The sequence below is a fragment of the Aurantimicrobium minutum genome (assembly GCF_002355535.1).
Lineage (GTDB): Bacteria > Actinomycetota > Actinomycetes > Actinomycetales > Microbacteriaceae > Aurantimicrobium > Aurantimicrobium minutum.
In genome coordinates this window covers 1,573,950-1,589,025 of record NZ_AP017457.1, presented here as the reverse complement: position 1 = coordinate 1,589,025, position 15,076 = coordinate 1,573,950, and the positions used below count along the sequence as shown (strand labels likewise).

The following is a 15,076-nucleotide window of genomic DNA, read 5'->3' as shown; positions in this document are numbered from 1 at the left end:
TTCAGCCCTATCGGAGGGAGCAAGGAGAGAAATATGATTGAGCAACACGATCAGAATGCTCTCCGAAAGGAGCACCATGGTCAAGAACAACCGAACAAACGAAGAAGACCTTCGCGAAGCAGCCAAAGAAAATGCTCGCATTGCCAAACAAGAAATGGCTGAACAGCAGGTTCGCGAAGCTGAAGAAGAACAGCGCGAAGGCCAGAAGTACTAAAACAAAAATCCCCACAGTGTGGGGATTTTCTTATGTAGCTGGAGCGGGGCTCGATCCCGCGACCTCACGATTATGAGTCGTGCGCTCTAACCACCTGAGCTACCCAGCCACGAACACTCATCTTGTGGAACAGGAAACCTGCAGCAGTCGAAGAATGATCGGGCCCCGAGCGAGGATTGAACTCGCGACCCCTTCCTTACCATGGAAGTGCTCTACCACTGAGCTATCGGGGCGTATCCAGACCTTCAGGATTACTCCCGAAAATTGGCACCGTTAGAGATTATCACCTCTGAGCATTTGCGAAAAACTCAGAAGCTCGAGGGATTACTCGCGAGGCTACTTCACTGCTGAGCTCAGCTACCTAAACTTGCTTTCATGGTTGAAAAAGAGTGGTGGCGTTCCTCCGTTATTTATCAGATTTACCCCAGGTCCTTTGCCGATTCCAACGGTGATGGCATTGGTGATCTTCCGGGAATTACCTCACGCCTTCCCAAGCTCAAAGAGCTGGGTGTTGATGCTATTTGGCTGTCACCATTTATGACTAGCCCGCAAAAAGATGCCGGATATGACGTCGCCAACTATTGCGATGTTGACCCCCTGTTTGGCACACTTGCAGATTTCGATGCACTTGAGGCCCGAGCACACAGTCTCGGTCTCAAAGTGATTGTGGATTTAGTTCCCAACCACTGCTCTTCCGAGCACCCATGGTTCGTTGAAGCTCTTGCTGCCGGTGAGGGCAGCACGGAGCGCGCTCGGTTTATGTTCCGGGAAGGAAAAGGAGAAAACGGAGAACTTCCGCCCAATAACTGGGAATCTGTGTTTGGCGGTCCGGCATGGACTCGAACCACCAATCCTGACGGAACACCTGGACAGTGGTATCTTCACCTCTTTGATTCCAGCCAACCCGACTTCGACTGGACCAACCCCTGGGTACGCGAGCGCTTCATTGAAATTCTGAAGTTCTGGCTCGACCGTGGAGTTGACGGCTTCCGTGTTGATGTTGCACACGGACTTTCTAAAGCACCTGGGCTTCCTGATTTCCGCCGTGACGAGGAGTACTGGAACACTCCTCCCGAGGAGCGCATCGACAACCCCTACTTCGGCCACGAAGGTGTGCACGAAATCTACCGAGAGTGGAACAAGGTTCTTGCCGAATACCCCGGCGAGCGCATTTTGTGTGCCGAGGCTTTTGTGGAGCCTTTGACCAAGATGGCCTTGTGGGTTCGACCTGATGAAATGCAGCAGGCCTTCAACTTCCCCTTCCTCGTCACACGCTGGAATGGCGAACAGATGCGTCAGGTTATCAAGGATTCCATCTCCGCTTTTGGCGAGGTGGGTGCACCAAGTACGTGGGTGCTCTCCAACCATGACCAGGTGCGACATGCCACTCGATTAGCTCTGGACCCCAACACCAACACCGCAGATCGCATTACCGGTATTGGACCATTGACGGAACCCAAGCCAGATCCAGCTTTAGGTCTTGCCCGCGCGCGAGCAGCGTCCGTGATGATGCTCGCTTTGCCTGGGGTTGCGTACATGTATCAGGGTGAAGAGCTGGGTCTTCCCGAAGCTGTTGATATTCCTGATGATAAACGCCAAGACCCTACGTTCTTTAGAACAGCTGGCGAATCCTATGGTCGTGATGGCTGCCGCGTTCCTCTTCCTTGGGAAGCCGAAGAGACAAACTATGGTTTTGGTCCTGCGGGAGAACCTTGGTTGCCTCAGCCTGAGGTTTACCGCGCGTATTCTCGTGATCTCGAAGAAGCAGACCCTGACTCAACACTGTCATTGTATAAAGCAGCGCTAGCGGGGCGTAAAGAGTTGCGTCTTGGCGAGGGAGACCTGGAGTGGATTGAAGGAACTCCCGAGAACATTCTTGGTTTCCGCAACAGTGACGTCACGGTGTTTATCAACTACAGCGAGGACGACTTTGCTCTTCCAGCGGGAAAGATCATCCTCGATAGTGCTGACAGTAGTGACGGGATTCTCAAGCCTGCTACTGCGGTGTGGTTGGTCTAGTTCTAACCTGCGTAGTTGCTCATGAATGGTCCTGGATCAATCTGGACATCATTCACGTGCACTTCAAAGTGAAGGTGAGAACCTGTTGATTGGCCGGTGCTTCCTACCGCACCAATGACCTGACCGGCACCGACGCCTTGGCCAACACCCACATCTAGACGACTGAGGTGGCCATAGAGGGTATCGAACTGAACACCATTCACGTTATGCGCGATGATGACACAAATGCCCAAGCTGTTATTGGGTGAAGGCTGAGCAGCCTTGACGATTCCGTCGGCAGCAGAATAAATGGGGGTTCCAGTTTCACCTTCAAAGTCAATACCTGCGTGCAGAGAACCCCAGCGGTATCCATAACCGGAAGAAACCTTGGTGTTCGCAAGAGGCCAGTTGATAGAACCACCAGACGCAGGTGGGTTGACGGCTGTCTCTTCACCACACAAACCAGAGTTTCCATAGAACTTGATTGGGGCCGCTTTGGCGGCCAGGGTGACATCTACACCATCGCGAGAAGCGGTCGCAGTCGTTGCGTCTGAATCGACGTTCATGGACTGGCTTGCCAATGACACTTGCTCATCCAAAAATGCCTGCATCTTGATCTTTGCCACGTCGGATTGGGTTAATAAAGCATTCGCGGGAATTGAGATGGACAGTGCAAAAGCGAAGCACGCAACCAAAGCAAGTACAGAAAATACTCGTTGAGAAATCTGGCGGCGTCGGTCCGCTGCACTGCGATCACGTTGACTGCGATTGCTCAAGAATGCAGGGCGTCGTGGGATTGCTCGCTTCACCAATTTGTGAGGTCGCACGCCCAGATCTTCCGAAGCGTTCTCAGCTGCAACAGTTTGAGCAATAGTGAGAGCTGCTGCCGGAACAATAGGTTCTGAGCTCAAAGGAGCTTCGATTAGCTGAGGCTCGGTTTCGCCATGGGCTTCGACGGAAACTTCTTCCTCGGCGGCTGGCACAACAAAGTCGCCGGCAGTTTCAACCTCAGGTTCTGGGGTTGTCTCTTCAACGATGATTTCGGGAACCGAAGCTCGTTCTGGCTCACGCACTGCACTTGGGGCATCTATCGGTTCTGCTTCTGTGACGATCTCAGGGAGAAGAACTTCTTCCTCTCCCTCAGCAGCAGATGAAACAATCTCATGTTCTGGTGCTGATACAGATGGGACAAGTCCTTGTTCCCGCATGCGAAGTTCGCGACGCGTCAAAGGCTGATCACTTGGAAGCGCAACCACAGGCTGTGCTTGGGGCGCTGAAGTTAGTGGCGTGGGGTTGTGAGGTGTCGCAGAAACAGCAGGTTCCTGCACAGGAACATCTTGCTGTGCAGAAACAACGGGGTTGACACCGTTCTTGCGCTCCCACTCACGCAGTTCTCGTCTGGTGAGTCCTGCAGGAGGGGTCAGCGCAGAGCCAGTTGCCGCGGCAACGTTCTCTTCGAATTCTCCGGCCATGCACTCTCATCCAATTTGTGGGCGCGAAAAAGCACCCTCGAAATGTAACGGAATGATTAAGGTTACCCGGCAAGCCTGAGAAACTCCACCGAAAATAGGTCTAACTAGGGGTAAAAATCCTACTTAATCAGGAGTTTTTCAATTTCAGGAAACAGTTGTTTATTCGTTGCCACAAGCATAGATTCGCCCTCAGGAGCCCCGTTGAGACCACCAACGACGGCACCGGCTTCACGGGCAACCAAACTACCGGCTGCATGATCCCAAGGCTTGGTGCCGCGCTCGAAGTAACCGTCAAGCCGACCCGAAGCCACCGCGCACAAGTCCAAAGACGCTGCTCCAGCGCGGCGAATATCTCTCACAGCGGGAAGAATTGTGTTCAATACATGCGCTTGTTCGCTACGAACCTCAGCGCTATAACCAAATCCTGTAGCAAAAAGTGCATGAGCAAGAAGGGTTTCTTCGTTGACTCGCAATTGCGTTGTCGTTCCATTCCATTCTTGGAATGCACCGCCGCCGACGCTTCCGTAATACAAATCTTCGATGGCTGGGTTGTAAACAACACCAGCAAGCTGCTTCCAGCTAGCGGGGTCGGCAACCCCTTCAACCACAGCAATGCTCACCGCATATTGAGGAATGTCATAGAGGTAATTGACGGTGCCATCGATAGGGTCAAGGATCCATGTCAACCCAGATGTTCCTGAGCTATCACTACCCTCTTCACCGTAGAAACCATCCTCGGGACGAAGCTGTGCAAGACGTGCCTTGACGAACTCCTCGCACTCACGGTCTGCCAGTGTCACAACATCAATAGAAGTTGACTTCGTTGCTGCAACCGTCACACCTTCACTGCGTCGACGTGCGACAAGCTCACCCGCTTCAAGAGCAACGGTGCGAGCAATAGCGAGAAGATCGGTCGGAGAAACAGCCATGCTCCAAGGCTACAAGTTGTTTTAGTCGCGGGAGGCCGTATGAATCCTCGCGCGCAAGGGAGAAGCTTCAGGTAGGGAAGTCATGAGTGCAACACCCTCAATCGGCTCTGCCAGTGGGGAGACAAACTGCGCCTGGGGTACGGCATTTACAACGGCGGAAACGAAAGCGTCCTTGAGCATCTCAGCTTTCATAACATTTCCAACCCAGCTAAACAGAGGTGAATCTGAATCACGCAAACCAACTCGTTGAGCAGCCGTCACAGCGGATAGAGCCAACTCATGGCCAGCTGCGTTGACGATTCTGCGAGCTTCTTCATCGTCTTCGGCGAGCTCGATGACTCGCCTAGCGTAAGACGCGATCCTTGCGACGCGGTCATTGCTTGTCTGCAACTCGATGTATGCCTCTTCAGGATGCGAGAAGTTTTCGGTGAGCAAGGAGAGCAAACCGCTTGACGGGATACGGCCGTCGTAAACTCGCATGCCGGCTTCTAACCCTGCTCGACCAATCCAATAGGCAGAACCAGCATCTCCTATGAGATTTCCCCAACCGTCAATGCGCACCATGTCGTTTTCACCGACACCGAGGGTGACCACCCCTGTTCCCACAGCTGTGACAACGCCGATCTGTGTTCCCAATGCACCTAAGAATCCAGTAATCGAATCATGAGCAAGGGACACGTCTCGAACATTGACAGGCAAAAGTTCAAGTAACTCTGCTGGCTTGCTCTGAGCTGTAGTTAGCCCTGTCATCCCTATCGAGAGTGAAACGGGTGCGTTCACTCCATCCAAAGAAGTAGTGATGAACTCCGCTAGCTGAGGAAACAGTTCCCGATCTGTTTTAATTCCCGGAAATTGCTGCAGGGAACGGATCTCCCCATCGATGAGAAGAGTGCGAACACCAGTCTGCCCAGCATCGAGCGCAAGAGTGAGATTCGTTGAAGGTGACGTGTTCATGATTAACCGATCTGCTTAGAGCTCGAGGTGCAAACTTAGAGAGGACTTGATGCTTCGGAATGCTATGCCTGGAAAGCGAGCGTTCCGTCGATGTAGGTTTCGTTTACCACAATCTTGTCCCAGCTAGCTGGGTCTGACGTCCACGGATTACTATCAACCACCGCGTAGTCGGCACGCTTTCCAACTTCCAGTGAACCCCGGTCATCTGCGTGAATCTGCCAGGCAGCATTCGTGGTGATCGCGGCAAGTGCTTGCGCGGGAGTAGCACATTCAGCAGCGTTGAGGACAGAACCATCCGCTTGCAGCTGTCGCAGCACAGCGGTGCGTGCGCTTTGAAGAGGGTGAACCTTGCTCACGTTGTAATCGGAATGAAGGCTAGGGCGAAGCCCTGCTTTATATGCTGATGCAACCCGATCAAGTAGTTGAGCACGCTCCGGGCCAAGGATGGTGTCGCGGAAGGCAGCCCCCCAGTAGTACACGTGGTTCATCAGAAAGCTGGGGCTAATGTTCGCTTTGGCGAGACGAGCAAGGTGGTCATCTGTGGTGAAAGACACGTGCTCGAAACGGTGTCGCAGGTCGTTGGCTCCATAACCAGGAAGAATCTCTTCCATGGCTTCCAACGCCATTTCAACCGCAGCATCACCATTGGTGTGAACCATGATCTGCCAACCGTCATCGAGACCAGCCTTCAACGCACCACGCAAACCTTCTGGAGTCCAGTCGGCGTGACCACCATTGTCTTCGCCGAGGTAGGGCTGTGAGAAGTAGCCGGAGCGGCCTTGGTTAGAACCATCAGCGACAACCTTCCACGCGTCTGCGCGAACCATTTCGTCTCCGCTGAACGGAGTGACACCCGCGTCCTTCCAGGTTTGAGCAACCTCAGCAGGTGTCTTGCCTGCCATGATCGCGAACTGAGCAGTGGAAACTCGAACGGGAAGACGCTTTGCCCCATTCATTTGGTGCAGCAACGCTAACTCACTCACACCAACAAGGCTTCCGGTTCCTGCTTCACGCAGGGAGGTAACACCCTGCTTGGCACACTCCTTCAAAATCTCGGTAATGCCAGCAGCCATATCTGCGGCGGAAGGCTTGGGGAATTTCGCCAACATCATCAACATGGCAGGGATCTCACCAATAACGCCAGTGAGTTTGCCATCTGCACGGAAAAATGTTCCGCCCGGAGGGTCCATAGTCTGGTAGTTGACTCCAGCTAGTTCAAATGCGGCACTGTTGGCATAGAGGTAGTGCATCGACGCATTCATCACAAGGACAGGGTTGTTGGGTGCAATCTGATCCAAAATGTCGCGGGTGAGATCAGGTTCGCCAGGGAACAAGCTGGGGTCAAAAAGCTTTCCGAGGACGTATTGACCGGCAGGGGTTCTAGCAGCTGTTTGCTTGAGGGTGGCGACAACATCATCAAAGGTTGCACACACTTCGTGAGAAACGTCAGTCCACGTGAGGTTGAGTAGTGATGACCAGATGTGCATGTGGGGCTCTATCAAGCCAGGAATGACGACACCCTCTGGCGTGACGGTTGTGGTGGAAGAGTCTGTGAGGCCTTCAACGTCTTTGAGTGCACCTATTCCAATAATCACACCACCAGAAATAGCCATTGCTTCTGCAAGGGGTGCGGCAGGATTCCCTGTGGCAATAGTTCCCACTACAAGTGTCTCTGCGGCGTGGCCAACCTGGAGCCCCGCAGCGTGCTTGGCGGGAGTGATGGTGCTTCCAGCGGTGCTCAGCGCAGCACCTATGTGTTCTCTGGAGAGGGGGTGGGCTGAACAGCATCCTGTAGACATTCGAACTCCTTTGTTTTGTTCTGTGTTCAACGTAGCAGCGAAATCTGATTGACTAAGCCCATGGTTAGACCAGCTCTCAAAGCAAACATCATGTTCTTCTCGAGCATTGTGTTTATGCTCATTCCCACAATTTTGGTTGTGTTGGTCGGGTGGCAATCTGCTGCCTCACTGGCAATGCTTGCGGCCATGGGTGGACTCTTCTCCATGATTGGGTTGCACGGCCGAGGAATGCTACTCCTGGTGATCGCTACGGGAGTTACGACATTTGTCGCCTCATTGGTCAGTAATAATCCATGGGCTTCGGCAGTTTTGATGTTGATCTGTGGCGCTGGCCTTGGAGCCGTCAACAAGTGGGGCCTGTCTTTGTGGAACTTCATGTTCCCTGTCTTCGCTGCTGCAGTTATTGCTCAACCCCCCAAGGTTGCTACAGGAGCTCTCCCCAACGCACTCCTCACCAGTGGAATAGCAATGGGGTCATTGATTCTCGCTGCTGTGCTCACCATGATTCTTGTGAAAGAGCCTCGCCAGAAAGAGATCACGGTTTACCCTCTCAAGGTCAACGTGATGTATGCCGTGAACTTAGGGTTACTTCTCGCTGCCGCCGGCTATTTCAGCTCGATCTACCGCCACGAACAATTAGGTGTGTGGCTCACGCTGACCATCGTGATTATTTTGATCTACCCCTATGCGGGCCAGAGCACGAGCAGAGCTATCCAACGTGCTGCAGGAACAATACTTGGTTTCTTGATAGCTATTGGAGTGGGTGCATCAGGATTGCCCGATTTCCTGTTTTACGCAGCCGCCTTTGTTTTCCTCGAGATTGCACTGTTGATGCGTATTGTTCCTGGCAAGAAGTATTGGGAGTACGTCATGTTCCTCACGCCTGGTGTGGTGTTGATCTCTGGAAAGCCCGCTGAGTTGGCCACTGTCTCACACGATCGCCTCTATGCCACCATCATCGCGGCGGTTGCCTGCCTCCTAGTTCTCGCCATTGAACGAGGCTTGTTTTGGCGAGGCGGCTTAAATAAAAAGCCGGACCTAGCTTCCTAGCTAAAGCCAAAAAAGAACGCCTCCCTAGGGGAGGCGTTCTTTCAATTAGGCAATCAAATAATTAGTTGATTGAATCAATGACACCATTCAACGTCACCGAAGGACGCATGACCTGGTCGACCAGTTCGGTCTTGGGGCGGTAGTAGCCACCAATGTTGACTGGCTTACCCTGAACAGCAATAAGTTCACCAACAATCTGCTCTTCCTGTGAAGCGAGTGCTTCTGCCACGGGAGCGAACCTTGCAGCCAGAGCAGCATCCTCTGTCTGCTTAGCCAATTCTTGAGCCCAGTAGAGGCCGAGGTAGTAGTGGCTTCCTCGGTTGTCGATGGTGCCCACCTTGCGTCCGGGTGAACGGTCTTCCTCGAGGAAGGTTCCCGTTGCACGGTCGAGCGTGTCAGCAAGCACCTTTGCCTGAGTGTTTCCAGTTGTGTCTGCCAAGTGCTCGAGTGACGCGGCGAGCGCGAAGAATTCACCCAGCGAGTCCCAACGAAGGAAGTCCTCTTCGAGCAGCTGCTGAACGTGCTTGGGGGCAGAGCCTCCAGCACCGGTTTCAAACAGTCCACCACCGGCAAGTAGTGGAACAATCGACAACATCTTGGCGCTTGTTCCCACTTCAAGAATGGGGAAGAGGTCGGTGAGGTAGTCGCGCAGAACGTTACCGGTTACCGAGATGGTGTCTTCGCCCTTGCGGATACGAGCAAGTGAGTACCTGGTCGCTTCTGCGGGAGGCATAATCTCGATGGTCAAACCAGTGGTGTCGTGATCGGCGAGGTAGGTCTTGACCTTCTTAATTATCTGCGCATCGTGTGCACGCTTCTCATCAAGCCAGAACACTGCAGGGACGCCTGTTGCACGAGCGCGAGTGACTGCAAGCTTGACCCAGTCGCGAACAGGGATGTCTTTAGTTTGGGTTGCACGCCAAATGTCACCTTTGTCGACATTGTGCGAGATGAGAACTTCTCCGGCAGAGTTGATGATCTCAACTCGTCCAGCGGAAGCGATCTCGAACGTCTTGTCGTGGCTACCGTATTCTTCAGCTGCCTGAGCCATCAAGCCCACATTGGGAACCGTTCCAATGGTGGCGGGATCGAGTGGGCCGTTAGCAATGACGTCTTCAATAGTTGCCTGGTACACACCGGCGTAAGAGGAGTCAGGAATGACGGCAATGGTGTCGTCTTCTCCACCATCAACACCCCACAGCTTTCCACCATTGCGAACCAAGGCCGGCATGGATGCGTCCACGATGACATCGGAAGGAACGTGAAGGTTGGTGATTCCCTTATCGCTGTTGGTGTAGCTCAGGCGTGGGCCTGCAGCAATGGCTGCTGAGAACTCGGCAACAATAGCATCGCCACCAGCAACATCATTGAGTCCAGCCAGAATTGCGCCAAGGCCATCATTGGCGGTTAAGCCTGCTGCCTCGAGCTGTGCTCCGTGCTTGTCGAAAACGCCAGCAAAGAATGCCTTCACAACGTGGCCAAACAAGATGGGGTCAGACACCTTCATCATGGTTGCCTTGAGGTGAACGGAGTAGAGAACGTTATCCTTCTTGGCTTGTTCAAGTGTTTCGGCAAGGAATTCATCCAGTGCAGCCGAGGACATGAATGTGGCATCTACGATTTCACCCTCGAGAACCTTAAGTCCGGACTTCAACACAGTCTCGGTGCCATCAGTTGCGGTGTGCCGGATGGTGAGTGTGTCCGCTGCTGGGAGCACGACTGATTTTTCGTTCGAGAAGAAGTCATCGTGACCCATGGTTGCCACACGGGTTTTTGATCCTGCAGCGAAAGGCTTGTTCACGTGGGGGTGCTTGCGAGCGTATGCCTTCACCGACATCGGAGCACGACGGTCGCTGTTTCCTTCACGAAGTACAGGGTTTACCGCACTACCTTTGATGCGGTCGTAACGTGCACGTGCATCCTTTTCTTCATCCGAGTTGGGCTCGTCTGGATAGTCGGGAACGTCAAATCCTGCTGCCTGAAGCTCGGCGATTGCGCCTTTGAGTTGAGGGATTGATGCAGAGATGTTGGGAAGCTTAATGATGTTTGCTTCGGGTGTCTTTGCCAGTTCACCAAGTTCCTTGAGTGCGTCAGCAACCTGCTGATCTGCGCTGAGTCGCTCTGGGAATGCGGAGAGAATACGACCGGCAAGTGAGATGTCGCGAGTCTCGATAGAAACTCCCGCTGCTTTGGCATATGCCTGGACGATGGGAAGGAATGAAGCTGTCGCAAGCGCGGGTGCTTCATCGGTGTAGGTGTAGACAATGGTCGATTCGTTCACGTACATGCCATTCTTCGTGGGTGTTGGGGCTCAACAATCTCTGCCTCAAGTCTACCTAAAAGTATCTTGATATCGAGCTATTTTTCTTGAGGGCCCTTCGCGGGCAAAGACGAAAGCGCCAGGACAAAAGTCCTGGCGCTTTCGGTTGGTTCAGTTATCCAAATTTGGGAGCCGTGAGTTTCTTTCGTGGCCACCAGAACTTGTCCCCTGTCATGAATGCCAGGGCTGGAACGATCACTGTTCTTACCAAGAGGGTGTCCAGCAAAACACCAATACCGACGATGATGCCGATCTGGTAGAGAGCGATCAGAGGCAAGACACCGAGAACCGCGAATACCGCTGCGAGCAAAATACCCGCACTGGTAATCACGCCACCAGTTGTTGCAAGGGCGCGAATCATGCCCTCCTTTGTGCCAAAGTGCACTGCTTCTTCTTGGGCTCTGGCAACAAGGAAGATGTTGTAATCAACACCCAAAGCAACCAGGAACAGGAAGGAGAAGAGGAACACACTCAGATCAAGCGCGGGGATTCCTAACACGTTGGTGAACAACAGCCATGCTGCTCCCTGAGCTGCGAAGAAGGATGCCACAACTGTGAGCAGCAACAGGATTGGTGCTACTAAAGCCCTCAACAAGAAGACAAGAACACCAAATACGAGTAGCAGAATGAGTGGAATCACAATCATCTGGTCGTGTGCATAAGCGGTGCGAACATCGAGTTGTTCAGCGTCGAGTCCACCGACGAGAGCATCTGCGCCGTCAACGGTTGCCAGCTCAGTGCGCAGGTCCTTGATGGACTGATATGCCTCTTCAGAGCCTGGTTCGCCGTCCAAGATCACATCGATGCGGGCGATGGAATCGTTCTGTGAAACTTCAGTTGCCGACGCAACACCGCTCACTGTTTCTGCAGCTGCAATTGCTTTGTCAGCACTGTCTTTGTTCACAATTACGATCGTGGGAGTGGTTGCACCCGCGGGGAATGCTTCGGCAAGGACTTCCTGACCATAAACAGCCTCAGGCTTAACTCGGAATTGTTCAGTGCTGGACAGACCAACCTTGATTCCAGTTGCCCCCAGAGCGAGGGCAAATAGGATTCCAAATCCAACGATGGAGATGATAACCGGACGCTTGGCAACGCCGCGTCCGAGCTTGCCCCACACACCGTTGAGTGATTTGTTCTCTGCGCCAAGCTTGGGAACGAATGGCCAGAACAGTCCTCGACCAAATACCACCAGTGATGCTGGTAGGAAAACCAACGCGGCAATCATGGCAATCACAATTCCGGTTGCACATACAAGACCCAGTGCACGGTTTCCCCCCAGCTCAGCAAGGGTGAGGGTCAGCAACGCCAAAGTCACCGTAGAACCGGAGGCAATGATTGCGGGGCCCGCACCGCGCAAAGCGGCGGCCATTGCAACGTGACGATCTTCATTGCGGAGAAGTTCTTCACGGTAGCGGGCAATAAGTAGCAGGGCATAGTTCGTTCCCGCACCAAATACAAGAACAGACAAAATACCCGTGACGGAACCATCAGGAACAATTCCAAAAGCAGTTGCAACATTTCGGCCAACCTGGCCAGCAACACCATCTGCGGTTCCCACTACCAAGAGCGGAACAATCCACAGAACAGGTGAGCGATAGGTCACAATCAGCAGAACTGCAACAACAATCACTGTGAAGAGCAACAGTGTGAAGTCTGCTCCAGCGAAAACACCAACCAGGTCAGCTTGGAATCCCTCAGGCCCTGTGACATAGGTGGTGATTCCGCTCGGCAGACCCTCTTGAGCGGTGGCACGAATTTCCTTGATGCGCTCGGAAACAACCTCAGTCTCATCGCTCTTTTCCAAAGGAATGGTCACGACTGCAGTGGTGTTGTCCTCAGAAACAATTGCTGGAGGAACGAAAGGCTTGCCGTTGACTTCTGCGTTTGTGAATTCGGTGAATTGCTCGTTCACACCACCCGTGGGGAGCTGAACAATGGGGTTAAAGGTTCCCTGTAACCACTCAAGTTGAGAATCGGTGAAAGTACTGTCTGATTTGTAGACGACAACAGCAGCGGTGGAATTCGCCCCAGGCAAATCCTTCACAGCTTCATTGACCAATGATGTCTCGCTGTCAGATGGGAGCCCGTTTGTTGGGTTTGTTTCTGTCGTGGCTGCGCGGAATGGTCCCAGCGCTAATGCCGCCAAAATGAAACCCACAACGATGGTGGCCCAGGCAGTTTTTCTACCGGTAATGAATGAGATGAGACGATTCATGAATTTCCTTGAGTTGTGACAACCTTCGACACAGTTGGCTAAATGTAGTCAACTTAATTCGACAGTCGAACTATTCGATAGCTAAAATATATAACAATGAGTGAACAAAGCCAAACAGAACCAGCCATGTATGGCCACCGCGCCACACGGCTGCTTCGCTCTGTCATTCAAGAGAGTGAAGAATACTCAAAAACTGTTGGCCAACATCTGATGGTTAATCAGACTGATCTCCAAGCAATGACGCATCTCATTGAAAATGGACCGATGTCCGCAGGAGACCTTGCCAAGTCTGTCGGGCTCAGCCCCGCGGCAGGCACCACCATGATTGACAGGCTTGTTGAGGTTGGCCACGTCTCACGAGAATCTCATCCCACAGACCGCAGGGCGGTGGTTGTTGTTCCCAACCCTCAATCTGTTGCAAGTGCATGGCAAAGAATCATGCCTTTGATTAGTGCCAGTGAAACTATCCTCGATGACATGAACGAGGAAGAACGAGCCGCAGTGGAAAAGTACCTTGCCCTGATGCTGACGGCATACAAAGCAGAAGCTGAAAAATAGCGAATGAAAAAGCCTCCCGAGTTGGGAGGCTTTTTTTATTGTGGCAAGTGAGGGATTCGAACCCCCGAAGGCTGAGCCGTCTGATTTACAGTCAGATCCCTTTGGCCGCTAGGGTAACTTGCCGTTGCGAACCTCATTGATTACTCAAGAGCGCCTCTCAACAATACCGGGCTGATGCGATTGTCGAAAATCGAAGTGAGTTATTTGGCTTTTTCGGCGTACTCTTTGGCTTTATTAGAAACGTCTTTAGCGTAAGTATTTGAGGCGTTGTATCCCCGGAGAGCCTTGCGCCACCCTTCAGGTGTGGAGAGGTCTCCCCCGCTGAAACAGAGATAACGGCCGGCTGCAAATGCAGAGTCATCAATGTTTTGGCCATCTTCAATTCCGTCTCCGTTACCGTCGCTATGCCAGGCAGCCCAGGTTGGTGGGATGAATTGCATGGGGCCAACAGCACGGTCAAATTCTGCAGTGCCGTCAAAGTTTCCGTCATCAAAATCGGGGAGGGCTTTGGTGTTGTTTTTGCCATCGAGAGGAATGCCATAAATTGGCTCACTCATATTTCCGTTGCTCTTGACCTTGCCACCAAAAATGGTTCCGTGTCGAGATTCCACCCAACCAATTCCGGCAAGAGTGTTCCACGACAACTTGCACTCTGGCTTATAGGCGTTCAGCTGCAGCGCAACACCGGCATAAGCGGTGAGCACGCGCTTTGGGATTCCCGTTTTTTCTGACGTGGCTTTGACCCACGCAGGATCTGCCAAGCCTGCAACGGGTGAGTTAGCTAAGTCATAGTTGGTGACTCCCTCCTTCACGGGAGGTAGCGCGGCTGCCTCGGGAAGGAGAGAAATCGCAAACTCATCTACGGTCGGGGTGGGGGTAGGGGTTGCCGTGGGGGTGTTCTCAGCAACTGACGATTGGCCGCCGACGCATGAGGTGAACCACCACATTCCCAGCACAAACACCGCAAACACCGTGAGTGTGCGGTTACGTCGTACCCGTTTGGAAGCCATGTACTTCCATTCTGAGGGGCACAGCTGACAATCTGCCGAAGGCTGGGCTTAGATAACATGGACTCATGGCAGATTCATCATTTGACGTAGTAAGCAAGGTCGACAAAATGGAGACCGATAACGCACTCAACCAAGCAGTTAAAGAGGTTGAACAGCGTTATGACTTCAAGAACGTAGGCGCATCCATCGAATGGAGCGGCGACAAGATTCTGATGAAGGCAAACTCGGAAGAACGAGTCAAAGCCATCCTCGACGTTTTCGAACAGAAGCTGATCAAGCGCGGAATCTCATTACGCAGTCTTGACGCAGGTGACCCCTTCCCCTCGGGTAAAGAATTCCGCATCGAAGCCAAAATGAAAGAAGGCATCGATCAGGAAAACGCAAAGAAGGTTACCAAGCTCATTCGCGACGAGGGCCCCAAGTCTGTTAAAGCACAGATTCAAGGTGACGAGGTACGTGTTTCTTCAAAGAGCCGCGACGACCTGCAAGCAACCATGGCCCTGCTCAAAAATGCAGACCTTCCGGTTGCTTTGCAGTTCGTAAACTTCCGCTAA

The 15,076-nt window shown here is 52.8% G+C and carries 12 protein-coding genes and 3 tRNA genes; 5 read left to right on the top strand and 10 right to left on the bottom strand.

Annotation, left to right across the window (positions count from 1 at the left end):
- The first annotated feature begins 76 nt into the window (after window positions 1-76).
- Window positions 77-214: a hypothetical protein gene (locus tag AUMI_RS08205; RefSeq protein ID WP_162784092.1), complete on the top strand. Its 138-nt coding sequence runs from the start codon at window positions 77-79 to the stop codon at window positions 212-214.
- Window positions 215-249: 35 nt separating this feature from the next.
- On the opposite strand, the gene AUMI_RS07935 is transcribed toward AUMI_RS08205, so the two are convergent.
- Together AUMI_RS07935 and AUMI_RS07930 are read right to left on the bottom strand one after the other, a co-directional pair.
- Window positions 250-323: transfer RNA gene (locus AUMI_RS07935), tRNA-Met, on the bottom strand.
- 52 nt (window positions 324-375) lie between these two features.
- Window positions 376-447 (bottom strand) — tRNA-Thr (locus AUMI_RS07930).
- Window positions 448-589: 142 nt separating this feature from the next.
- Here AUMI_RS07930 and AUMI_RS07925 point away from each other — a divergent pair.
- Complete coding sequence (locus AUMI_RS07925; RefSeq protein WP_096383257.1) at window positions 590-2,233, top strand: glycoside hydrolase family 13 protein; 1,644 nt, start codon at window positions 590-592, stop codon at window positions 2,231-2,233.
- 2 nt (window positions 2,234-2,235) lie between these two features.
- Here AUMI_RS07925 and AUMI_RS07920 read toward each other — a convergent pair whose 3' ends face one another.
- From AUMI_RS07920 to AUMI_RS07905, 4 genes are all read right to left on the bottom strand, one after another.
- Complete coding sequence (locus AUMI_RS07920; protein WP_096383254.1) at window positions 2,236-3,684, bottom strand: M23 family metallopeptidase; 1,449 nt, start codon at window positions 3,682-3,684, stop codon at window positions 2,236-2,238.
- A gap of 119 nt (window positions 3,685-3,803) precedes the next feature.
- The gene (locus AUMI_RS07915) at window positions 3,804-4,613 is read right to left on the bottom strand and encodes an inositol monophosphatase family protein (RefSeq protein WP_096383252.1); all 810 of its coding nucleotides are present in this window, start codon (window positions 4,611-4,613) and stop codon (window positions 3,804-3,806) included.
- A 21-nt stretch (window positions 4,614-4,634) separates the two neighbouring features.
- Window positions 4,635-5,567 (bottom strand): N-acetylglucosamine kinase, encoded by a 933-nt coding sequence (locus tag AUMI_RS07910; protein ID WP_096383249.1) that lies wholly within the window; start codon window positions 5,565-5,567, stop codon window positions 4,635-4,637.
- A gap of 62 nt (window positions 5,568-5,629) precedes the next feature.
- Window positions 5,630-7,366 carry an amidohydrolase gene (locus AUMI_RS07905; RefSeq protein ID WP_096383248.1) on the bottom strand — a complete coding sequence of 579 codons (1,737 nt, stop codon included), beginning with the start codon at window positions 7,364-7,366 and terminating at the stop codon, window positions 5,630-5,632.
- 60 nt (window positions 7,367-7,426) lie between these two features.
- On the opposite strand from AUMI_RS07905, the gene AUMI_RS07900 reads away from it, so the two are divergent.
- Window positions 7,427-8,416: an FUSC family protein gene (locus tag AUMI_RS07900; protein WP_096383245.1), complete on the top strand. Its 990-nt coding sequence runs from the start codon at window positions 7,427-7,429 to the stop codon at window positions 8,414-8,416.
- A gap of 61 nt (window positions 8,417-8,477) precedes the next feature.
- Here the strand turns inward: AUMI_RS07900 and AUMI_RS07895 are convergent, their stop codons facing one another.
- Both AUMI_RS07895 and AUMI_RS07890 read right to left on the bottom strand, forming a co-directional pair.
- Window positions 8,478-10,697: an NADP-dependent isocitrate dehydrogenase gene (locus tag AUMI_RS07895; RefSeq protein ID WP_096383570.1), complete on the bottom strand. Its 2,220-nt coding sequence runs from the start codon at window positions 10,695-10,697 to the stop codon at window positions 8,478-8,480.
- Between the two features lie 154 nt (window positions 10,698-10,851).
- The gene (locus AUMI_RS07890; protein WP_096383242.1) at window positions 10,852-12,954 is read right to left on the bottom strand and encodes an MMPL family transporter; all 2,103 of its coding nucleotides are present in this window, start codon (window positions 12,952-12,954) and stop codon (window positions 10,852-10,854) included.
- Between the two features lie 96 nt (window positions 12,955-13,050).
- Here AUMI_RS07890 and AUMI_RS07885 point away from each other — a divergent pair, with 96 nt between their 5' ends.
- Window positions 13,051-13,512, top strand: a complete 462-nt coding sequence (locus tag AUMI_RS07885) for a MarR family winged helix-turn-helix transcriptional regulator (RefSeq protein ID WP_096383240.1) — start codon at window positions 13,051-13,053, stop codon at window positions 13,510-13,512.
- A 41-nt stretch (window positions 13,513-13,553) separates the two neighbouring features.
- On the opposite strand, the gene AUMI_RS07880 is transcribed toward AUMI_RS07885, so the two are convergent.
- A tRNA-Tyr gene (locus AUMI_RS07880) sits at window positions 13,554-13,635 on the bottom strand.
- Between the two features lie 77 nt (window positions 13,636-13,712).
- A complete protein-coding gene (locus AUMI_RS07875) occupies window positions 13,713-14,522 on the bottom strand; it encodes a lytic transglycosylase domain-containing protein (protein WP_096383238.1) in 810 nt (269 codons plus the stop codon).
- Between the two features lie 65 nt (window positions 14,523-14,587).
- On the opposite strand from AUMI_RS07875, the gene AUMI_RS07870 reads away from it, so the two are divergent.
- The gene (locus tag AUMI_RS07870) at window positions 14,588-15,076 is read left to right on the top strand and encodes a YajQ family cyclic di-GMP-binding protein (protein ID WP_096383236.1); all 489 of its coding nucleotides are present in this window, start codon (window positions 14,588-14,590) and stop codon (window positions 15,074-15,076) included.

Bases quoted from the DNA above. Each gene is read 5' to 3' on its own strand.
- AUMI_RS08205 (WP_162784092.1), top strand. From the start codon at position 77: ATGGTCAAGAACAACCGAACAAACGAAGAAGACCTTCGCGAAGCAGCC.
- AUMI_RS07925 (WP_096383257.1), top strand. From the start codon at position 590: ATGGTTGAAAAAGAGTGGTGGCGTTCCTCCGTTATTTATCAGATTTAC.
- AUMI_RS07920 (WP_096383254.1), bottom strand. From the start codon at position 3,684: ATGGCCGGAGAATTCGAAGAGAACGTTGCCGCGGCAACTGGCTCTGCG.
- AUMI_RS07915 (WP_096383252.1), bottom strand. From the start codon at position 4,613: ATGGCTGTTTCTCCGACCGATCTTCTCGCTATTGCTCGCACCGTTGCT.
- AUMI_RS07910 (WP_096383249.1), bottom strand. From the start codon at position 5,567: ATGAACACGTCACCTTCAACGAATCTCACTCTTGCGCTCGATGCTGGG.
- AUMI_RS07905 (WP_096383248.1), bottom strand. From the start codon at position 7,366: ATGTCTACAGGATGCTGTTCAGCCCACCCCCTCTCCAGAGAACACATA.
- AUMI_RS07900 (WP_096383245.1), top strand. From the start codon at position 7,427: ATGGTTAGACCAGCTCTCAAAGCAAACATCATGTTCTTCTCGAGCATT.
- AUMI_RS07890 (WP_096383242.1), bottom strand. From the start codon at position 12,954: ATGAATCGTCTCATCTCATTCATTACCGGTAGAAAAACTGCCTGGGCC.
- AUMI_RS07885 (WP_096383240.1), top strand. From the start codon at position 13,051: ATGAGTGAACAAAGCCAAACAGAACCAGCCATGTATGGCCACCGCGCC.
- AUMI_RS07875 (WP_096383238.1), bottom strand. From the start codon at position 14,522: ATGGCTTCCAAACGGGTACGACGTAACCGCACACTCACGGTGTTTGCG.
- AUMI_RS07870 (WP_096383236.1), top strand. From the start codon at position 14,588: ATGGCAGATTCATCATTTGACGTAGTAAGCAAGGTCGACAAAATGGAG.